14 protein-coding genes and 4 tRNA genes are annotated in these 16,933 nt (G+C 61.7%); 17 read left to right on the top strand and 1 reads right to left on the bottom strand.

What is annotated here, in order from left to right; genetic code table 11:
- Window positions 1–28: 28 nt before the first annotated feature.
- The 14 genes from ACO77H_RS08955 to ACO77H_RS09020 all read left to right on the top strand — a co-directional run bounded on the left by ACO77H_RS08955 (window position 29) and on the right by ACO77H_RS09020 (window position 13,522).
- Entirely contained in the window at window positions 29–1,039 is a 1,011-nt protein-coding gene (locus ACO77H_RS08955) for an aspartate-semialdehyde dehydrogenase (protein WP_169953461.1), read from the top strand.
- 162 nt (window positions 1,040–1,201) lie between these two features.
- Window positions 1,202–3,751 (top strand): FimV/HubP family polar landmark protein, encoded by a 2,550-nt coding sequence (locus tag ACO77H_RS08960; protein ID WP_432755303.1) that lies wholly within the window; start codon window positions 1,202–1,204, stop codon window positions 3,749–3,751.
- Between the two features lie 238 nt (window positions 3,752–3,989).
- On the top strand, window positions 3,990–4,814 hold the full coding sequence (gene truA / locus ACO77H_RS08965) for a tRNA pseudouridine(38-40) synthase TruA (protein ID WP_169953538.1): 825 nt from the start codon (window positions 3,990–3,992) through the stop codon (window positions 4,812–4,814).
- A gap of 64 nt (window positions 4,815–4,878) precedes the next feature.
- Window positions 4,879–5,511 (top strand): phosphoribosylanthranilate isomerase, encoded by a 633-nt coding sequence (locus ACO77H_RS08970; protein ID WP_170043449.1) that lies wholly within the window; start codon window positions 4,879–4,881, stop codon window positions 5,509–5,511.
- 244 nt (window positions 5,512–5,755) lie between these two features.
- On the top strand, window positions 5,756–6,676 hold the full coding sequence (accD, locus tag ACO77H_RS08975; RefSeq protein ID WP_172313046.1) for an acetyl-CoA carboxylase, carboxyltransferase subunit beta: 921 nt from the start codon (window positions 5,756–5,758) through the stop codon (window positions 6,674–6,676).
- A complete protein-coding gene (folC, locus tag ACO77H_RS08980) occupies window positions 6,673–7,980 on the top strand; it encodes a bifunctional tetrahydrofolate synthase/dihydrofolate synthase (RefSeq protein ID WP_170057808.1) in 1,308 nt (435 codons plus the stop codon). The genes accD and folC overlap by 4 nt, the downstream gene beginning before the upstream one ends.
- Window positions 7,964–8,623 (top strand): SPOR domain-containing protein, encoded by a 660-nt coding sequence (locus ACO77H_RS08985; RefSeq protein WP_170043451.1) that lies wholly within the window; start codon window positions 7,964–7,966, stop codon window positions 8,621–8,623. The genes folC and ACO77H_RS08985 overlap by 17 nt, the downstream gene beginning before the upstream one ends.
- A gap of 243 nt (window positions 8,624–8,866) precedes the next feature.
- On the top strand, window positions 8,867–9,424 hold the full coding sequence (locus tag ACO77H_RS08990) for a CvpA family protein (RefSeq protein ID WP_169953471.1): 558 nt from the start codon (window positions 8,867–8,869) through the stop codon (window positions 9,422–9,424).
- A 41-nt stretch (window positions 9,425–9,465) separates the two neighbouring features.
- A complete protein-coding gene (gene purF / locus ACO77H_RS08995) occupies window positions 9,466–10,971 on the top strand; it encodes an amidophosphoribosyltransferase (RefSeq protein WP_432755304.1) in 1,506 nt (501 codons plus the stop codon).
- A gap of 66 nt (window positions 10,972–11,037) precedes the next feature.
- On the top strand, window positions 11,038–12,249 hold the full coding sequence (locus ACO77H_RS09000; protein WP_169953475.1) for an O-succinylhomoserine sulfhydrylase: 1,212 nt from the start codon (window positions 11,038–11,040) through the stop codon (window positions 12,247–12,249).
- Window positions 12,250–12,260: 11 nt separating this feature from the next.
- Window positions 12,261–13,025: an SDR family oxidoreductase gene (locus tag ACO77H_RS09005; RefSeq protein WP_170043540.1), complete on the top strand. Its 765-nt coding sequence runs from the start codon at window positions 12,261–12,263 to the stop codon at window positions 13,023–13,025.
- A gap of 107 nt (window positions 13,026–13,132) precedes the next feature.
- A tRNA-Val gene (locus tag ACO77H_RS09010) sits at window positions 13,133–13,208 on the top strand.
- 55 nt (window positions 13,209–13,263) lie between these two features.
- A tRNA-Asp gene (locus ACO77H_RS09015) sits at window positions 13,264–13,340 on the top strand.
- Window positions 13,341–13,445: 105 nt separating this feature from the next.
- Window positions 13,446–13,522 (top strand) — tRNA-Asp (locus ACO77H_RS09020).
- 164 nt (window positions 13,523–13,686) lie between these two features.
- On the opposite strand, the gene ACO77H_RS09025 is transcribed toward ACO77H_RS09020, so the two are convergent.
- The gene (locus tag ACO77H_RS09025; protein WP_169953476.1) at window positions 13,687–14,970 is read right to left on the bottom strand and encodes an NAD(P)/FAD-dependent oxidoreductase; all 1,284 of its coding nucleotides are present in this window, start codon (window positions 14,968–14,970) and stop codon (window positions 13,687–13,689) included.
- Window positions 14,971–15,154: 184 nt separating this feature from the next.
- Between ACO77H_RS09025 and ACO77H_RS09030 the strand changes: the two genes are divergently transcribed.
- From ACO77H_RS09030 to ACO77H_RS09040, 3 genes are all read left to right on the top strand, one after another.
- A tRNA-Val gene (locus tag ACO77H_RS09030) sits at window positions 15,155–15,231 on the top strand.
- Between the two features lie 328 nt (window positions 15,232–15,559).
- Window positions 15,560–16,081: a sigma-70 family RNA polymerase sigma factor gene (locus ACO77H_RS09035; RefSeq protein ID WP_170043454.1), complete on the top strand. Its 522-nt coding sequence runs from the start codon at window positions 15,560–15,562 to the stop codon at window positions 16,079–16,081.
- On the top strand, window positions 16,078–16,920 hold the full coding sequence (locus tag ACO77H_RS09040) for a FecR family protein (RefSeq protein WP_432755305.1): 843 nt from the start codon (window positions 16,078–16,080) through the stop codon (window positions 16,918–16,920). Before ACO77H_RS09035 ends, ACO77H_RS09040 begins: the two co-directional genes overlap by 4 nt.
- Window positions 16,921–16,933: the final 13 nt, after the last annotated feature.

Genomic DNA, 16,933 nt, shown 5'->3' on the forward strand with positions numbered 1-16,933 from the left:
TCCCCCCGCAATGCCCGAGGCAGCCTCCATGACCCAGACCTTTGATATCGCCGTGATCGGCGCCACCGGCACGGTGGGCGAAACCCTGGTGCAGATCCTCGAAGAACTTGAGTTCCCGGTAGGCGCCCTGCACCTGCTGGCCAGCAGCGAGTCGGCCGGCGCGTCGGTGCCGTTTCGCGGCAAAAACGTGCGGGTACGGGAAGTCGATGAGTTCGATTTCAGCAAGGTGCAACTGGCCTTCTTCGCCGCAGGCCCGGCGGTCACCCTGAGTTTCGCGCCGCGCGCCACGGCAGCCGGTTGCTCATTGATCGACCTGTCCGGCGCCCTGCCGGCCGAACAGGCGCCCCAAGTGGTGCCGGAAGCCAATGCCCAGGTACTGGACGGCTTGAAAAAGCCGTTCCAGGTGGGCAGCCCAAGCCCTTGCGCCACCCACCTGGCGGTGGTGCTCGCACCGTTGCGCGGCCTGTTGGACATCCAGCGCGTGAGCGTCACCGCCAACCTGGCCGTGTCTGCCCAGGGCCGTGAAGCCGTCAGTGAACTGGCCCGGCAAACCGCCGAGCTACTGAATGTGCGGCCCCTGGAGCCCAAGTTCTTTGATCGGCAGATGGCCTTCAACCTGCTGGCCCAGGTCGGCACGCCGGATGCGCAGGGCCACACCGCTCTGGAAAAACGCCTGGTCCACGAACTGCGTAGCCTGCTTGAATTACCTTTACTGAAGATTTCCGCAACCTGCGTTCAAGCTCCGGTGTTTTTTGGCGATAGCCTGAGCGTGTCCCTGCAACTGGCGGGGGCCGTGGACCTTGGCGCCGTCAATCGCGTGTTGGAGGCGGCGCCAGGCATCGAACTGGTGGAAGAGGGCGATTACCCCACCGCTGTTGGGGATGCGGTCGGTCAGGACGTGGTCTACGTGGGTCGGGTGCGGGCCGGTATTGATGACCCGGCGGAACTAAACTTGTGGCTGACGTCAGATAACGTACGCAAAGGCGCGGCGCTTAACGCGGTGCAACTGGCACAGTTGTTGATAAAACACCTTGTGTAAAAGATACTTGGCGGCAATTTGTAGATTGATTCTAGCCAAGCGCTATGCTTGGCCCCATGCAGGAAAAGTTGCGCGTCGGTGACCTATCGGCTCGCCATGCCGAATGGCAGCGGTACCCAACCTTCTCGCGGGCCGAGGAGTGTTCAAACAAAGGATGAGGCTATGGTTCAAGTTCGCAAACTGGTGTTAGCAATAGCGGCCGTCTCGGCGCTGTCCTCCGGTATGGCGCAAGCGCTGCAACTTGGGGAGATGACCCTCAAGTCGAAGTTGAACCAGCCGTTGTCGGTGGAGATCGAGCTGCTCGATGTGGGCGGGCTCAGCGCCTCCGATATCGTGCCCAGCCTCGCGTCTTCCCAGGCCTTTGTGGATGCGGGTGTCGATCGCCAGGCGTTCCTCGATGAGCTGACCTTTACCCCGGTGCTCAACCCCAGTGGCCGCAGTGTGGTGCGCGTCACCTCCAGCAAGCCGTTGCCCGACTCCTACGTACGCTTCTTGTTGCAGGTGCAATGGCCCAATGGCCGGTTGATGCGGGACTACAGCGTCTTGCTGGACCCGGCCAAGTTCGAGCAAAAGGCTCCAGAGGTCATTGCCCCAGCGCCGCGCCTTGCCACACCGGCTGCTGCCAGCGTGACCAAGGCGGCTGAACACACCACGACTTCTCGCGACACCCTGTGGGAAATCGCCGCGAAAAACCGCAATGGCGGCTCGATCCAGCAAACCATGCTGGCGATCCAGGCGCTGAACCCGGACGCCTTTGTCGACGGCAATATCAACCGCATGAAGACCGGCCAGGTATTGCGCCTGCCGGATCCGGTGCAAAGCACCAGCCTGCCGCAACCCCAGGCGATTGCCGAAGTGACCGCGCAGAATGCGGCCTGGCGCCAGGGGCGTCGCGGTGCCGCTAATCAAGCAGCGGGGCGTCAGCAGCTGGACGCCACCAAGCGCGCCCAGGCTGGCGCAGCGCCGTCGCAAACGGCCGCCAAGGACAACCTGAGCCTGGTCTCGGCCGAGGCCGCCAAGGCCGGCGTCAAAGGCGCCGCAGGTGACAGCAAGGCCCTGAACAACAAGTTGGCCGTGACCCAGGAAAGCCTGGATTCGACCCGCCGCGAAAACGAAGAACTCAAAAGCCGCATGTCTGACCTGCAAAGTCAGTTGGACAAGCTGAAGCGGCTGATCGAACTGAAGAACAACCAATTGGCCAAATTGCAGGCCGAAGGCGGTGCCCCGGCGCAGCCGGCGGTAATACCTGCCGAACTGGCTGCGGCGCCGACTGCGCCTGCTCCGGCGGCCGAAACGCCGGTGGTTGCGCCCGTGCAAAGCCCGGCTGAGTCTGCGCCCGAGTCCAGCACCGAAGGCAAATTCAATGACCTGCTGACCAACCCCATTGTTCTCGGGGTGATCGGCGGCGCTGCCGGCCTCTTGGTGCTGTTGCTCCTGCTGCTGTGGGCACGTCATCGCAATGCGCGCCTGGAAGAGGAAAAACACCTGCGCATGGCGCGGGCGCTGGCAGAAGAGCCAGAATTTTCCGCAAAACTTGAACAAGACTTGTCGCTCGATAGCTTCGAAGGCCTTGAAGTCCCGGCGGCAAACGTCAAGCTGGCTCCAGCTCCAGCTCCAGCTCCAGCTCCAGCTCCAGCTCCGGTTGCCGTGGCGCCTGTAGCTGCAGTTGCGACCAGCATGGCGCCGCCGAGCAAGCCCATCATCGAGCCCGGTTCCGCTGATGCCCTGGCCCAGGCCCAGTCCCATCTGGACCGTGGTCACTTGAACCAGGCCGCTGCGGTGCTGGAAGAAGCGATCAAGCTGGAGCCCAAGCGCAGCGATCTGCGCCTCAAACTCCTGGAGGTCTACGGCCAGCAGGGCGACAAGGATGGTTTCGTGACCCAGGAGCGCCAACTGGTCGCCAATGGCGAGAACCACGCCCAGGTCGAACTGTTGAAAAATCGCTACCCGGCCATGGCCGTGCTGGCTGCGGGCGTGAGTGCTGCAGTCGCCGCTGCCGCGCTGGATGCGCAGTACGTCAAGGATCTGCTCCAGGAAGAACCGGCGCCTGCCGCCACACCTCAAACCGATGCGTTCGACACCGACTTCGACCTGAGCCTGGACGACCTGGAGGCGGCGTCGCCGGCGGTGGTCGCCCCCGAGGTCGATGACCTGAGCTTCGACTCGGTCTTGCAGCAGCAGACCGAAGCCAAGGCCAGCGACGACGACTTGTCTGACTTTGATCTCGACTTGCAACTGGATGCACCGGCTTCCCAGTCCGACGACGACTTCCTCTCGGGCCTGGAAGAAGAGATGAAGGACCTGCCACCGGTAGAGCCGCCGACCCTGACACCCGCCGCGCTGGAAGATTTTGACCTGCCGGAAGACTTCGACCTGTCCCTGGCCGACGAACCTGCGCCATCGGACAAGCCCGATGCGTTCACCTCCGAGCTTGACGATGTCAACGCCGAGCTGGAGCGCCTGTCCCAGAGCCTGGAAAGCCCGTCGATCGAGCCGAGCTTCACCGCTGAAGATGCCGCCAAGGGCGACGATGAGCCGGAGTTCGACTTCCTGTCGGGCACCGACGAAGTCGCCACCAAGCTCGACCTGGCCCAGGCCTATATCGACATGGGCGATGAGGGCGGTGCACGTGACATCCTGGCCGAAGTCCTCACCGAAGGCGACGACGGCCAACGCAGCGAAGCCAAGGAAATGCTTAGCCGCCTGGCGTGATTACTGGCAATTAACGCAGCGGCGGCCTTCGGGTCGCCGTTTTGCATTTAAAGGTGGGAGCCGGGCTTGGCCGCGATAGAGGCGACTCGGTCCTTCGGTAGAATCGAGGCGAGGCTATCGCAGGCCAGCCAGCTTCCACAAAATGCCCCAGGACCAGGCCCGGCACTTTATAATGGCCGCCTTTGCGCAACTATCAGGCTCTCAGCTCTTGGCAAATATAGATAACGCGGCCGCCGAAATGGCGGCCGCCGGCTTTTTCAGAATCGCCCTGGGCGTGGAATACAAAGGTTCGCGCTATCGCGGCTGGCAGCGCCAGGCCTCTGGCGTGCCGACTGTGCAGGAAACCCTGGAGAAGGCCCTGTCGAAGGTCGCCGACTCGCCGGTTTCATTGATGTGCGCAGGGCGCACCGACGCGGGCGTGCATGCCTGCGGGCAAGTGGTGCATTTTGACACCCAGGCCGAGCGTTCGATGAAGGCGTGGGTCATGGGCGCCAATATCAATCTGCCCCACGATGTCAGCGTCAGTTGGGCCAAAGTCATGCCGGCGCACTTCCATGCGCGGTTCAAGGCCATTGCCCGGCGTTACCGCTATGTGATCTACAACGATCAGATCCGTCCGGCGCACTTGAACGAAGAAATCACCTGGAACCACCGCCCGCTGGACGCCGAGCGCATGGCCGAGGCGGCCCAGCATCTGGTGGGGATCCACGACTTCAGTGCCTTTCGCGCCGGGCAGTGCCAGGCGAAGTCGCCGATCAAGGAAGTCCACCACCTGCGGGTGACACGTCACGGCAAGATGATTGTCCTGGATATCCGCGCCGGGGCGTTCCTGCACCATATGGTGCGCAATATCGCCGGGGTGCTGATGACCATTGGTACTGGCGAGCGCCCGGTGGAGTGGGCCAGGGAAGTGCTGGAGAGCCGGGTGCGGCGGACCGGCGGGGTGACGGCGCACCCGTTCGGCCTGTATCTGGTGGATGTGGAGTACCGAGATGAGTTCGAGCTGCCGCAGCGTTTCATCGGGCCACACTTCCTCACAGGTTTCACTGAACTTGGCGGCTGACGCCCGGAAAAGCATTTGTTACCATCCGGGACTTTCCTGGACAGCCCCCTGAGGTTTTGACGATATGTCAGGCGTTCGCAGCAAGATTTGCGGGATTACCCGCATGGAAGACGCGCTGTCGGCAGTCGAGGCGGGGGCTGACGCTATTGGTTTTGTGTTTTATGCCAAGAGCCCGCGCGCGGTGTCGGTGCAGCAGGCCCGGGCGATCATTGCCGGCTTGCCGCCGTTCGTGACCACGGTGGGGCTGTTCGTCAACGCCAGCGCCTGCGAGCTCAATGAAACCCTGGATGCCGTGCCGCTGGACCTGTTGCAGTTCCATGGCGACGAAACCCCGGAGGACTGCGCCGGCTACCATCGCCCGTATATCAAGGCGTTGCGGGTCAAGGCCGGTGACGATATCGCCGCCAGTTGCGCCGCCTACGCCGGGGCCAGTGGGATATTGCTCGATGCCTATGTCGAGGGCATTCCCGGTGGTACAGGCGAGGCTTTCGATTGGGCGCTGATTCCCCAGGGCTTGAGCAAGCCGATCATCCTGGCGGGCGGTTTGAACGCTGGCAATGTGGCGCAGGCCATTGCCCAGGTTCGCCCGTATGCCGTCGACGTCAGCGGCGGGGTGGAGCAGGCCAAGGGCATCAAGGATCCTGGCAAGATTCACGCATTCATGCAGGCAGTGCGCAGCAGCAGTGGCGCGATGTGACGGCTGGCAGTCTGCCGCCGTCAGTAACTACCACTGTGTAAAACAGGCCGGCGTTGCCCTCGGGCGGCGCCAATGAAGTGGCAGCCACGCACTGGCGGGTTGTCTGGAAGGCTGAGGGCAGGTGCAGGAAATGGCTGGTCGAACGTCTGACCCCGTCCTGTGATTGTTATCGCCACATCAATGAATTTAGCTCAAGGGCATACGCGGGGCTGTGTTCAAGCCACCGGTACTGGAGAAAGAAAGCATGAGCAACTGGTTAGTAGACAAACTGATCCCCTCGATCATGCGTTCCGAGGTGAAGAAAAGCTCGGTTCCTGAAGGTCTATGGCACAAGTGCCCATCCTGCGACGCGGTGTTGTACCGCCCGGAGCTGGAAAAGACCCTGGACGTTTGCCCCAAGTGCAACCACCACATGCGTATCGGCGCCCGCGCCCGTATCGACATCTTCCTCGACGCCGATGGCCGTGCCGAGCTGGGCGCTGACCTGGAGCCGGTGGACCGCCTCAAGTTTCGCGACGGCAAGAAGTACAAGGACCGCCTGACCGCTGCGCAAAAGCAGACCGGCGAGAAAGACGCGCTGATTTCCGTCAGTGGCAAGCTGCTGGGCATGCCCGTAGTGGTGTCGGCGTTTGAGTTTTCCTTCATGGGTGGCTCCATGGGCGCCATTGTCGGTGAGCGCTTTGTACGCGCCGCCAACTACGCCCTGGAAAACCGTTGCCCGATGATCTGCTTCGCCGCCTCCGGTGGTGCACGGATGCAGGAAGCGCTGATCTCGCTGATGCAGATGGCCAAGACCTCTGCGGTGCTGGCGCGTCTGCGTGAAGAGGGCATCCCGTTCATCTCGGTGCTGACCGATCCGGTCTACGGCGGCGTTTCCGCCAGCCTGGCGATGCTGGGCGACGTAATCGTCGGCGAGCCCAAGGCGCTGATCGGTTTTGCCGGCCCACGCGTGATCGAGCAGACCGTGCGTGAAAAGCTGCCCGAAGGCTTCCAGCGTAGCGAGTTCCTGCTGGAACACGGCGCCATCGACATGATCATCGCCCGTTCCGAACTGCGTCCGCGTCTGGGCAGCCTGCTGGCACAGATGATGGGCTTGCCGACACCGGTGTACGTCGCGCCCAAGGTCGAACCCATCGTTGTGCCGCCGGTGCCTGCAAACCTATGACCCAACGAACCCTGGGCGAATGGCTCGCCTACCTTGAGCAGTTGCATCCGTCAGCCATCGACATGGGTCTGGAGCGCTCGCAACAGGTAGCGGCCCGCCTTGGGTTGGGTCGGCCTGCGCCACGGGTGATCACGGTCACAGGCACCAATGGCAAAGGCTCTACCTGCGCCTTTGTCGCGGCGTTGCTGCAGGCCCAGGGCTTGAAGGTTGGCGTCTACAGCTCGCCACACCTGCTGCGCTACAACGAGCGCGTGCAACTCAACGGCGTCGAAGCCACTGACGAGCAGTTGTGCGAAGCCTTTGCGGCGCTGGATGCCGGGCGTGGCGAAATTTCCCTGACCTATTTCGAGATGGGCACCCTGGCCGCGTTCTGGCTGTTCGAGCGTGAACAGCTGGATGCGGTGGTGCTGGAAGTCGGCCTCGGTGGTCGCCTGGATACCGTCAATGTGGTGGATGCCGACCTGGCGTTGGTCACCAGTATTGGTGTGGACCATGCCGATTACCTGGGCGATACCCGCGAATCCGTGGCCTATGAAAAAGCCGGGATCTTCCGTCAGGGCAAGCCGGCTTTGTGTGGTGACCTGGACCCGCCGCATACCTTGCTGGACAAGGTGCGCGAGCTGGATTGCCCGTTTTTCCTGCGGGGCCGTGATTTTGCCCTGGAGGTGTCTGGTGACCAATGGTCGTGGCGCGGTGTCGATACGCGGGGCCAGGGCGTCGAGTTGCACGGCCTGCCGCTGCTGAACCTGCCCATGGAAAACGCGGCACTCGCGCTGCAGGCCTACCTGTTGCTGGATCTGCCGTGGAATGGCGCGCAGATCGCCGATACCTTGCAACGTACGCAGGTGGTCGGGCGCCTGGATCGTCGTTCGTTCGAATGGCAAGGCAAGCGCTTGAACCTATTGCTGGATGTTGGGCACAACCCGCATGCTGCACAGTACCTGGCACGCCGTTTGGCCGGCCAGGTGCCAGCGGGTCGGCGCCTGGCGGTGTTCGGCCTGCTGGCGGACAAGGATCTGGACGGTGTGGTCGCGCCTTTGCTGAGCAGTGTGCAGTCCTGGGCAGTCGCCCCGCTGGATACGCCGCGCACCCGTACGGCCGATGATGTGCAGGCGGTGCTGCAGAACCTTGGCGCGACGGTGACGTCCCATGCAAGCGTAACCGCTGCATTGGAGGCTCAATGCGCGGTGGCAACGGCCGAGGACGAGATTCTGTTGTTCGGATCATTTTATTGTGTTGCCGAGGCGCTTGAGTGGTTGGCCCGGCGCTCCACGGAGGAAGCTGCACATGGCATTACTGGATAGCGCATACAAGCAGCGAATGGTCGGAGCCCTGGTATTGGTGGCGTTGGCGGTGATTTTCCTGCCGATGCTGTTTTCTCGCCAGGACGAGCAGCGCCAGGTCACGGTTGAGGCCCCGGCTGCGCCCCAGGCCCCGGTGATGCCGCAGGTCCAGGTCGAGCCAGTGGTGGTGCCTGAGCCGCAGGCGTTGCCCGAGGAAGAGCCGGTGCCGACTGATACGGAAATTGCCGAACAGCAAGCACCTTCGGCGCCGATCCAGCCGAGTGTGCCGGTGGTAAAGCCTGCTCCTGCACCGGTGGTGGCGGCCAAGCCTGCTACACCTGCTCCGGCCCCGAAGCCAGTGGCGCCGCAGCCGGCAGCCCCGGGCAAGCCTGATGTGGGGCAAAGTCGTATTGATCCGAATGGCTTGCCGATCAGTTGGTCGGTGCAACTCGCCAGCCTGTCCAATCGCGAAAGTGCCGAAGCCTTGCAGAAAACCCTGCGCAGCCAGGGTTATAACGCGTATATCCGGACTGCCGATGGCAAGAACCGGGTATTTGTCGGGCCGCTGATCGAGCGCGCCGAGGCGGACCGCCTGCGTGACCTGTTGGGTCGCCAGCAGAACCTGAAAGGTTTTGTGGTGCGCTTCCAGCCAGAGCGCGGCTGATTCTGCCAATGCGGTCTCAGTGTGGGAGCGGGCTTGCCCGCGATGACGGTGCACCAGTCGATATTACAGTTGGCTGGCACACCGCTATCGCGGGCAAGCCCGCTCCCACATTGGTTTGTGCCTGTCTTGAGATGGTCGTAGCTTGCCACAACCCATTGATTTGCAATGGACCACCAAACACCGCTTACCGATAGCCCGGCGCTCTGCTAAAATGCGCCGCCTTATCCGTCTGTAGGCTGCACTGTGCCATTTACCTGGGTTGATTGGGCGATCGTAGCCATCATCGCCATCTCCGCATTGATCAGTCTAAGCCGCGGCTTCGTCAAAGAAGCATTATCGCTGCTGACCTGGATCGTTGCAGGAGTCGTCGCCTGGATGTTCGGCGGATCCCTGGCCGTTTACCTGGCCGGTTATATCGAAACACCTTCGGCTCGTGTCATCGCGGGCTGCGCCATCATGTTCATCGCCACGCTGCTGGTGGGAGCAATGGTCAATTATCTTATCGGCGAATTGATACGTGTCACCGGCCTCTCCGGGACCGATCGATTTCTCGGCATGGCCTTCGGTGCCGCGCGTGGCGCGCTGCTGGTGGTCATTGCGGTCGGGCTGTTGAGCCTGGGCCCGGTACAGCAGGATTCGTGGTGGCAGGAGTCGAGTCTCGTGCCAAAATTTCTATTAGTTGCAGACTGGTCCAAGAACCTCATATTGGGGTGGAGCAGTCAGTGGCTGGCCAGCGGAATCAGCGTACCCGCTGATCTTCCGTTCAAGGAGCACCTCTTGCCGGGCAACACGCCGCAGTAAGTAGTGTTCAGTCAAGATTCATTAAGTAGGGGTTGCGTCGCATGTGTGGCATCGTCGGTATCGTCGGTAAGTCGAACGTCAATCAGGCGCTGTATGACGCGCTAACCGTCCTCCAGCACCGCGGCCAGGACGCTGCCGGTATTGTGACCAGCCACGACGGCCGGTTATTCCTGCGCAAGGACAATGGCCTGGTACGTGACGTGTTCCATCAGCGTCACATGCAGCGCCTGGTCGGGCACATGGGTATTGGCCATGTGCGTTACCCGACTGCCGGTAGCTCGACTTCGGCCGAAGCTCAACCGTTTTACGTCAACTCGCCCTATGGCATCACCCTGGCGCACAACGGCAACCTGACCAACGTTGAGCAACTGGCCAAGGAGATTTACGAATCTGACCTGCGCCACGTCAACACCAATTCCGACTCGGAAGTGCTGCTCAACGTGTTCGCCCACGAACTGGCCCAGCGCGGCAAGTTGCAGCCGACCGAAGAAGACGTGTTCGCCGCCGTGACTGACGTGCACAACCGCTGCGTGGGTGGCTACGCGGTCGTGGCAATGATCACCGGCTACGGGATCGTCGGTTTCCGCGACCCCCACGGCATCCGCCCGATCGTGTTCGGCCAGCGCCATACCGACGAAGGCGTCGAGTACATGATCGCCTCCGAAAGCGTGTCCCTGGATGTGCTGGGTTTCACCCTGGTGCGTGACCTGGCGCCGGGCGAAGCGGTGTACATCACCGAAGATGGCAAGCTGCATACCCGTCAGTGCGCGATCAGCCCGAAACTCACCCCATGCATCTTCGAGCACGTCTACCTGGCGCGTCCGGATTCGATCATCGACGGTGTCTCGGTGTACAAGGCGCGCCTGCGCATGGGTGAGAAGCTCGCCGAGAAGATCCTGCGCGAGCGTCCGGAGCACGACATTGACGTGGTTATCCCGATCCCGGACACCAGCCGTACCGCCGCGCTGGAGCTGGCCACTCGCCTGGGCGTCAAGTTCCGCGAAGGTTTCGTCAAGAACCGCTACATCGGCCGCACCTTCATCATGCCGGGCCAGGCGGCTCGCAAGAAGTCGGTACGCCAGAAGCTCAACGCCATCGAGCTGGAGTTCCGCGGCAAGAACGTGATGCTGGTGGATGACTCCATCGTGCGGGGTACCACGTGCAAGCAGATCATCCAGATGGCCCGTGAAGCCGGGGCGAAGAACGTGTACTTCTGTTCCGCTGCGCCTGCGGTGCGGTACCCGAACGTGTACGGCATCGACATGCCGAGCGCCCACGAGTTGATTGCGCACAATCGTTCGACCCAGGATGTGGCTGACCTGATCGGCGCTGATTGGCTGATCTATCAGGATCTTCCTGACTTGATCGAAGCGGTTGGCGGCGGCAAGATCAAGATCGAGCATTTCGATTGCGCGGTTTTCGATGGCAAGTACGTGACCGGTGACGTCGACGAGGCTTACCTGAACAAGATCGAGCAGGCGCGTAACGACTCCTCCAAGATCAAGACCCAGGCGGTCAGCGCGATCATCGATCTGTACAACAACTGAGTAACTACCGGCCCTGAGGGGCCGGTTTTGTATCTTAAATAAAGAATTGAGTGAAGGAGTGGCAGCATGAGTCAGGAATGGGATGCCGGTCGGTTGGACAGCGACCTCGATGGCGTGGCTTTCGATACCCTGGCTGTGCGCGCCGGCCAGCACCGCACGCCGGAAGGTGAGCATGGTGACCCGATGTTCTTCACCTCCAGCTACGTATTCCGCACTGCGGCAGACGCGGCGGCACGCTTTGCTGGCGAAGTGCCGGGTAACGTCTATTCCCGCTACACCAACCCGACGGTACGCGCTTTCGAAGAGCGCATCGCGGCACTGGAGGGGGCAGAGCAGGCCGTCGCCACGGCAACTGGCATGGCGGCCATCCTCGCGGTGGTCATGAGCCTGTGCAGTGCCGGTGACCACGTGTTGGTGTCGCGCAGTGTGTTTGGTTCGACCATCAGCCTCTTCGAGAAGTACTTCAAGCGCTTTGGCATTGAAGTCGACTACGTGCCGCTGGCGGACCTTTCTGCCTGGGATGGGGCCATCAAGGCCAATACCAAATTGCTGTTCGTCGAATCGCCGTCCAACCCTTTGGCAGAGCTAGTGGATATCGCCGCCCTCGCCGAAGTGGCCCACGCCAAAGGTGCGATGTTGGTGGTGGATAACTGCTTCTGCACGCCTGCCTTGCAGCAGCCGCTGAAGCTGGGCGCAGATATTGTGGTGCATTCGGCCACCAAGTTCATCGACGGCCAGGGGCGTTGCATGGGCGGCGTGGTGGCCGGCCGTGGCGAGCAAATGAAGGAAGTAGTGGGTTTCTTGCGCACCGCTGGCCCGACTCTGAGCCCGTTCAATGCCTGGATTTTCCTCAAGGGCCTGGAAACCCTCAGTCTGCGGATGAAGGCCCATTGCGCCAACGCCCAGGCCCTGGCCGAGTGGCTGGAGCAGCAGGACGGCATCGAGAAAGTCCACTACGCCGGCTTGAAGAGCCATCCGCAACACGAACTGGCCCAGCGTCAGCAGCGTGGGTTCGGTGCGGTGGTCAGTTTCGAGGTCAAGGGTGGCAAGGAGGGCGCATGGCGCTTTATCGACGCCACGCGCCTGATTTCCATCACCGCCAACCTGGGTGATAGCAAGACCACCATTACCCATCCAAGCACCACGTCCCATGGCCGCCTGGCCCCGCAGGAGCGTGAGGCGGCCGGTATTCGCGACAGCCTGATCCGCGTTGCGGTGGGGCTGGAAGACGTGGCTGACTTGCAGGCCGACCTGGCTCGCGGGCTGGCTGCCTTGTGATCGAGTGGTCCCTGGAGGCGGCTGGCGCCAGTAATGGCAGGGTCGCGTTGGTGACAGGTGCGGCGCGGGGTATCGGCCTGGGGATCGCGGCCTGGTTGGTCAGCGAAGGCTGGCAAGTGGTGTTGGCCGACCTGGATCGCGAGCGGGGCGCCAAGGTGTCCAAGGTGCTGGGCGATAACGCCTGGTTTATCACCATGGATGTGGCCGATGAGCAGCAGGTGGCGCTGGGAGTTGCCGAGGTGCTGGGCCAGTTCGGGCGCCTGGATGCGCTGGTGTGCAATGCTGCTGTGGCCGATCCGCGCAATATCACGCTGGATAGCCTGGACCTGGCGTACTGGAACCGGGTGCTGGCGGTGAACCTCAGTGGGCCGATGTTGCTGGCCAAGCACTGCGCACCTTATCTGCGGGCCCATGGTGGCTCCATCGTCAACCTGGCCTCGACCCGGGCCCGGCAGTCGGAGCCGGACACCGAGGCCTATGCGGCGAGCAAGGGCGGCCTGTTAGCCCTGACGCACGCGCTGGCCATCAGTCTTGGGCCGGAGGTGCGGGTCAACGCCGTCAGCCCTGGCTGGATCGACGCCCGTGATCCCGCTGCGCGCCGTGCAGAGCCACTGAGTGACGCCGATCATGCGCAGCATCCTGCGGGCCGGGTAGGCACGGTTGAGGATGTGGCGGCCATGGTGGCATGGCTGCTGTCGCGTAGCGCCGGGTTTGTCACCGGGCAAGAGTTCGTGGTGGATGGTGGCATGAGCAAGAAGATGATTTACAGCGAGTAGAGCGGGGAGCGGTCTTGAAGCGATTTTGTCTTTTTCAGAAAAACTTCAAGCAGGCTCTTGACTTAGGTCCGCTACCTGCGTAAATTTCGCGGCCTCAACGAAGCAAAGGGTGATTAGCTCAGCTGGGAGAGCATCTGCCTTACAAGCAGAGGGTCGGCGGTTCGATCCCGTCATCACCCACCACTTCTTGAGAGTTTTGCCCTAGGGCAAGACGCAACGTTAAAGGTTGCACCGACGCGCAGCGGTAGTTCAGTCGGTTAGAATACCGGCCTGTCACGCCGGGGGTCGCGGGTTCGAGTCCCGTCCGCTGCGCCATATTTTCCAGGTCCGATGTTTCGGATTTGAGATTGAACAGCCAAGGCTGTTCGGTCAGATGTTTGAAGGCGGTTGAAGGTGACACTTCGGCAGTCTGAGCGATACGCAGCGGTAGTTCAGTCGGTTAGAATACCGGCCTGTCACGCCGGGGGTCGCGGGTTCGAGTCCCGTCCGCTGCGCCATATCTGTTCCAGGGTCCACTGAACACCCTGAGAGCGCCAAGAAGAGCTTTATGCTTGATTGGATCGATAGCAAAGACCCTGGTCGAAAGACCGGGGTTTTTTGTGTCTGCGATTTGATGATGCAACTTGTAGGAGCCGGCTTGCCGGCTCCTACAGGGTATCGATCAGAAACCCAGCTTGTCCCGCAGCCCGTAGTACCACGCGCCCAGCGCCGCAAATGGCGTGCGCAGCAGTTGGCCGCCCGGGAACGGGTAGTGCGGCAGGTCGGCAAACGCATCAAAACGTTCTGCCTGGCCTCTGAGGGCTTCGGCCAGTACCTTGCCTGCCAGGTGCGTATACGTCACGCCGTGGCCGCTACAGCCTTGGGAGTAGTAGATGTTGTCGCCGATGCGGCCGACCTGGGGCAGGCGCGAGAGGGTTAGCAGGAAGTTGCCGGTCCAGGCGTAGTCGATTTTTACATCCTTCAATTGTGGAAAGGCCTTGAGCATCTTCGGCCGGATGATCGCTTCGATGTTCGCCGGGTCCCGCGCGCCATACACCACGCCACCGCCGAAGATCAGGCGCTTGTCGCTGGTCAGTCGGTAGTAGTCGAGCAAGTAGTTGCAATCTTCGACGCAGAAGTCCTGGGGCAGCAAGCTTTTAGCCAGCTCATCACCCAGGGGCGCCGTGGTAATCACTTGTGTGCCGCAAGGCATCGACTTGGCCGCCAACTCGGGCACCAGGTTGCCCAGGTAGGCATTGCCGGCGACGATGATGAATTTGGCCTTCACCTTGCCTTGGGCGGTGTGGACGACAGGGTTGGCGCCACGCTCGATGCGCACGGCGGCGGACTGTTCGTAGATCGTGCCACCCAGGGACTCCACGGCTGCCGCTTCACCCAATGCCAGGTTGAGCGGATGGATATGCCCGCCACTCATGTCCAGCAGGCCGCCCACGTAGTTCTCACAGGCCACCACCTCGCGGATGCGCCGCTCGTCGAGCAGTTCCAATTGGGTATGGCCGTAGCGTTCCCACAAGCGCTTCTGCGACTCCAGGTGGCCCATGTGCTTGCTATTGAGCGCGGCGAATACACCGCCGTCCTTCAAATCGCACTGGATCTGGTACTTGGCGACCCGCTCACGAATGATCCTGCCGCCCTCGAATGCCATTTGCCCCAATAGCTGTGCCTGCTGCGCACCGACGCTACGCTCGATCACGTCGATATCACGGCTGTAGCTGTTGACGATCTGGCCACCATTGCGCCCGGATGCACCGAAACCTACCTTCGCGGCTTCCAGCACCGTCACACGAAAGCCGTTCTCCAGCAGGAACAGCGCGCTCGACAACCCGGTATAGCCCGCACCGATCACGCATACATCGGTTTCGACTTCACCTTGCAGCACTGGCCGGGGAGGTACCGCATTGGCGGACGCGGCGTAATAGGACTGGGGGTAGGGGGTGTTCGCCATACTGGAACCTCTGTTTTATATTTTTTACGAGTGCGCCGATCCTACCTCAGTTGAAAATGCCCTGCCAGCCACCCGGAAAAAGCAGCGGCGCCAATAAAAAATAAAAAATTCGCATATTCATAGGCTTAGCTGCAAAAAAGGTGTTGACACCCCTCGGGAATTCCGTAGAATGCCGCCTCACAGCAGGCACGTAGCTCAGTTGGTTAGAGCACCACCTTGACATGGTGGGGGTCGTTGGTTCGAGTCCAATCGCGCCTACCAAACAAAATCCGCTCTGCTGGGCGGTCTAGAAGGGCTCACCGAAAGGTGGGCCCTTTTTTGTTGCCTGGGATTTCATGCAAAGCTTCGCCCCGACAATTGCACTGCACCTTCAGGTCGGCTTTCAGCTTCATGTTTCTGCGCTTGAAGGCCGACGACCTACCCGGTAGAGGTAGCGTTGCTTATCCCGAGAAATTTGCCATTTCTGACCCGCTTAGCGATTGCGCCTAAAGGTCCATCTCTACGCTTCAAATGTAAAACATTCGCATTTATACTGCGCGCAATCGCACCTTTCTCCAGGTCATCCGTTCCTCTCATCGCGCAGGTCATTGTGCAGGCCGACCCTCCAAAACCCACACTGCTGGCAGCATTGGTTCGGCACTACGACGAGTTGGTGGATCATGTGCGCCGGCGTTTTGGCGAACGGATTTTCGCTCGTGAGGTGATACACGACTTGTGCCTGCAGTTGCTTGAGCAGGATGAAAAGCAAGGTGTGCGCACGCCAGTGGCCTTGTTGCGCAAGATCGCCAGCGATATGGCGATCAGCCGGTATCGCAGCGAGCGTCGGCGCCAGGGTTGGGTGGTCGGTGTTTCGGTGTTGCCACAAGTGGTCTGCGGTGCGCCGAGCCAGGAGCGTCATCTTGATGGGGAAAGGGCCCTGGAGCTGCTGACCGAGGCGATTGCCAGTCTGCCGCCGCGCTGCCAAATGGTGTTTGTCATGCACAAAGTGCATGAACTGCCCCAGGCCGAAGTGGCTGCGCGCCTGGGTATTTCCCTGAAAACCGTCGAAAAGCACCTGCGCCTGGGTATGGGGATCTGCCGCGCACATCTAGGCTCGGAGGTCTTGCCATGAGTCGCGACCCGCACAAGAGCAAGGACTTCAGCCAGGAAGACGAGGCCATCGCGCGGGTTCGTGAGGACCTCAAGCAACGATTTCCGTTGCCCCCGCCGACGCCCGCGAAAAACAAACGCCCGGCAGGAAAAACCCTCGGGCTGCTGCTGTTGGCGATTGTTGCAGGTGTGGCCTGGATTGATCCTGCCTACCGCAGCGAGCATGTTGCCAGCCAGGTAGGGCAGCGCCAGGCGCTGCTGCTGGCTGATGGCACTCAGGTGTTGCTCGACAGCAACACCGAGATGACGATCAGTTGGCACCTGCGCAGCCGCCAGGTCGAGCTGAAGGCGGGGCAGGCGTTGTTTGAAGTGTCGCCGATGGTCTACCGGCCGTTTCTGGTCGATGCCGGGTTGGCTGTGGTGCGAGTGGTGGGCACCCGTTTTAACGTCAGGCGCCAGGAACAGGATGTGCAGGTCACGGTGGCTGAAGGCAGGGTCGCCGTGCGTGCGGCCGCTACGGGGGCAGTGGCTGCGCTGGAGCCCGGGCAGCAGTTGCGTGTGCATAAGGGGCAAGAGGCTCGGTTGGGACGGGTGGACGTGGATGACGTCACCGCCTGGCAACAAAGCCGGCTGGTCTTTGAAAGCACTCCGCTCGAAGACGTCATCGACACACTGCAGCGCTATCACCGCCAGCCCATAAGGCTCATGGACCCCCGGCTTGCGCGCCTGCCGGTTTCCGGTGTGTTTGACAGTGGTCACGTTGATCGCTTGCTGGCGCTGTTGCCCGGGATCCTGCCGGTGCGCGTTTCCACTGCGACCGATGGCTCGGTCCTGATCGATTCCCCCGGCCAGAAAAAATAATCTTCAACCGAGG

It is taken from the genome of Pseudomonas sp. WMBT8, assembly GCF_050916005.1.
GTDB lineage: Bacteria > Pseudomonadota > Gammaproteobacteria > Pseudomonadales > Pseudomonadaceae > Aquipseudomonas.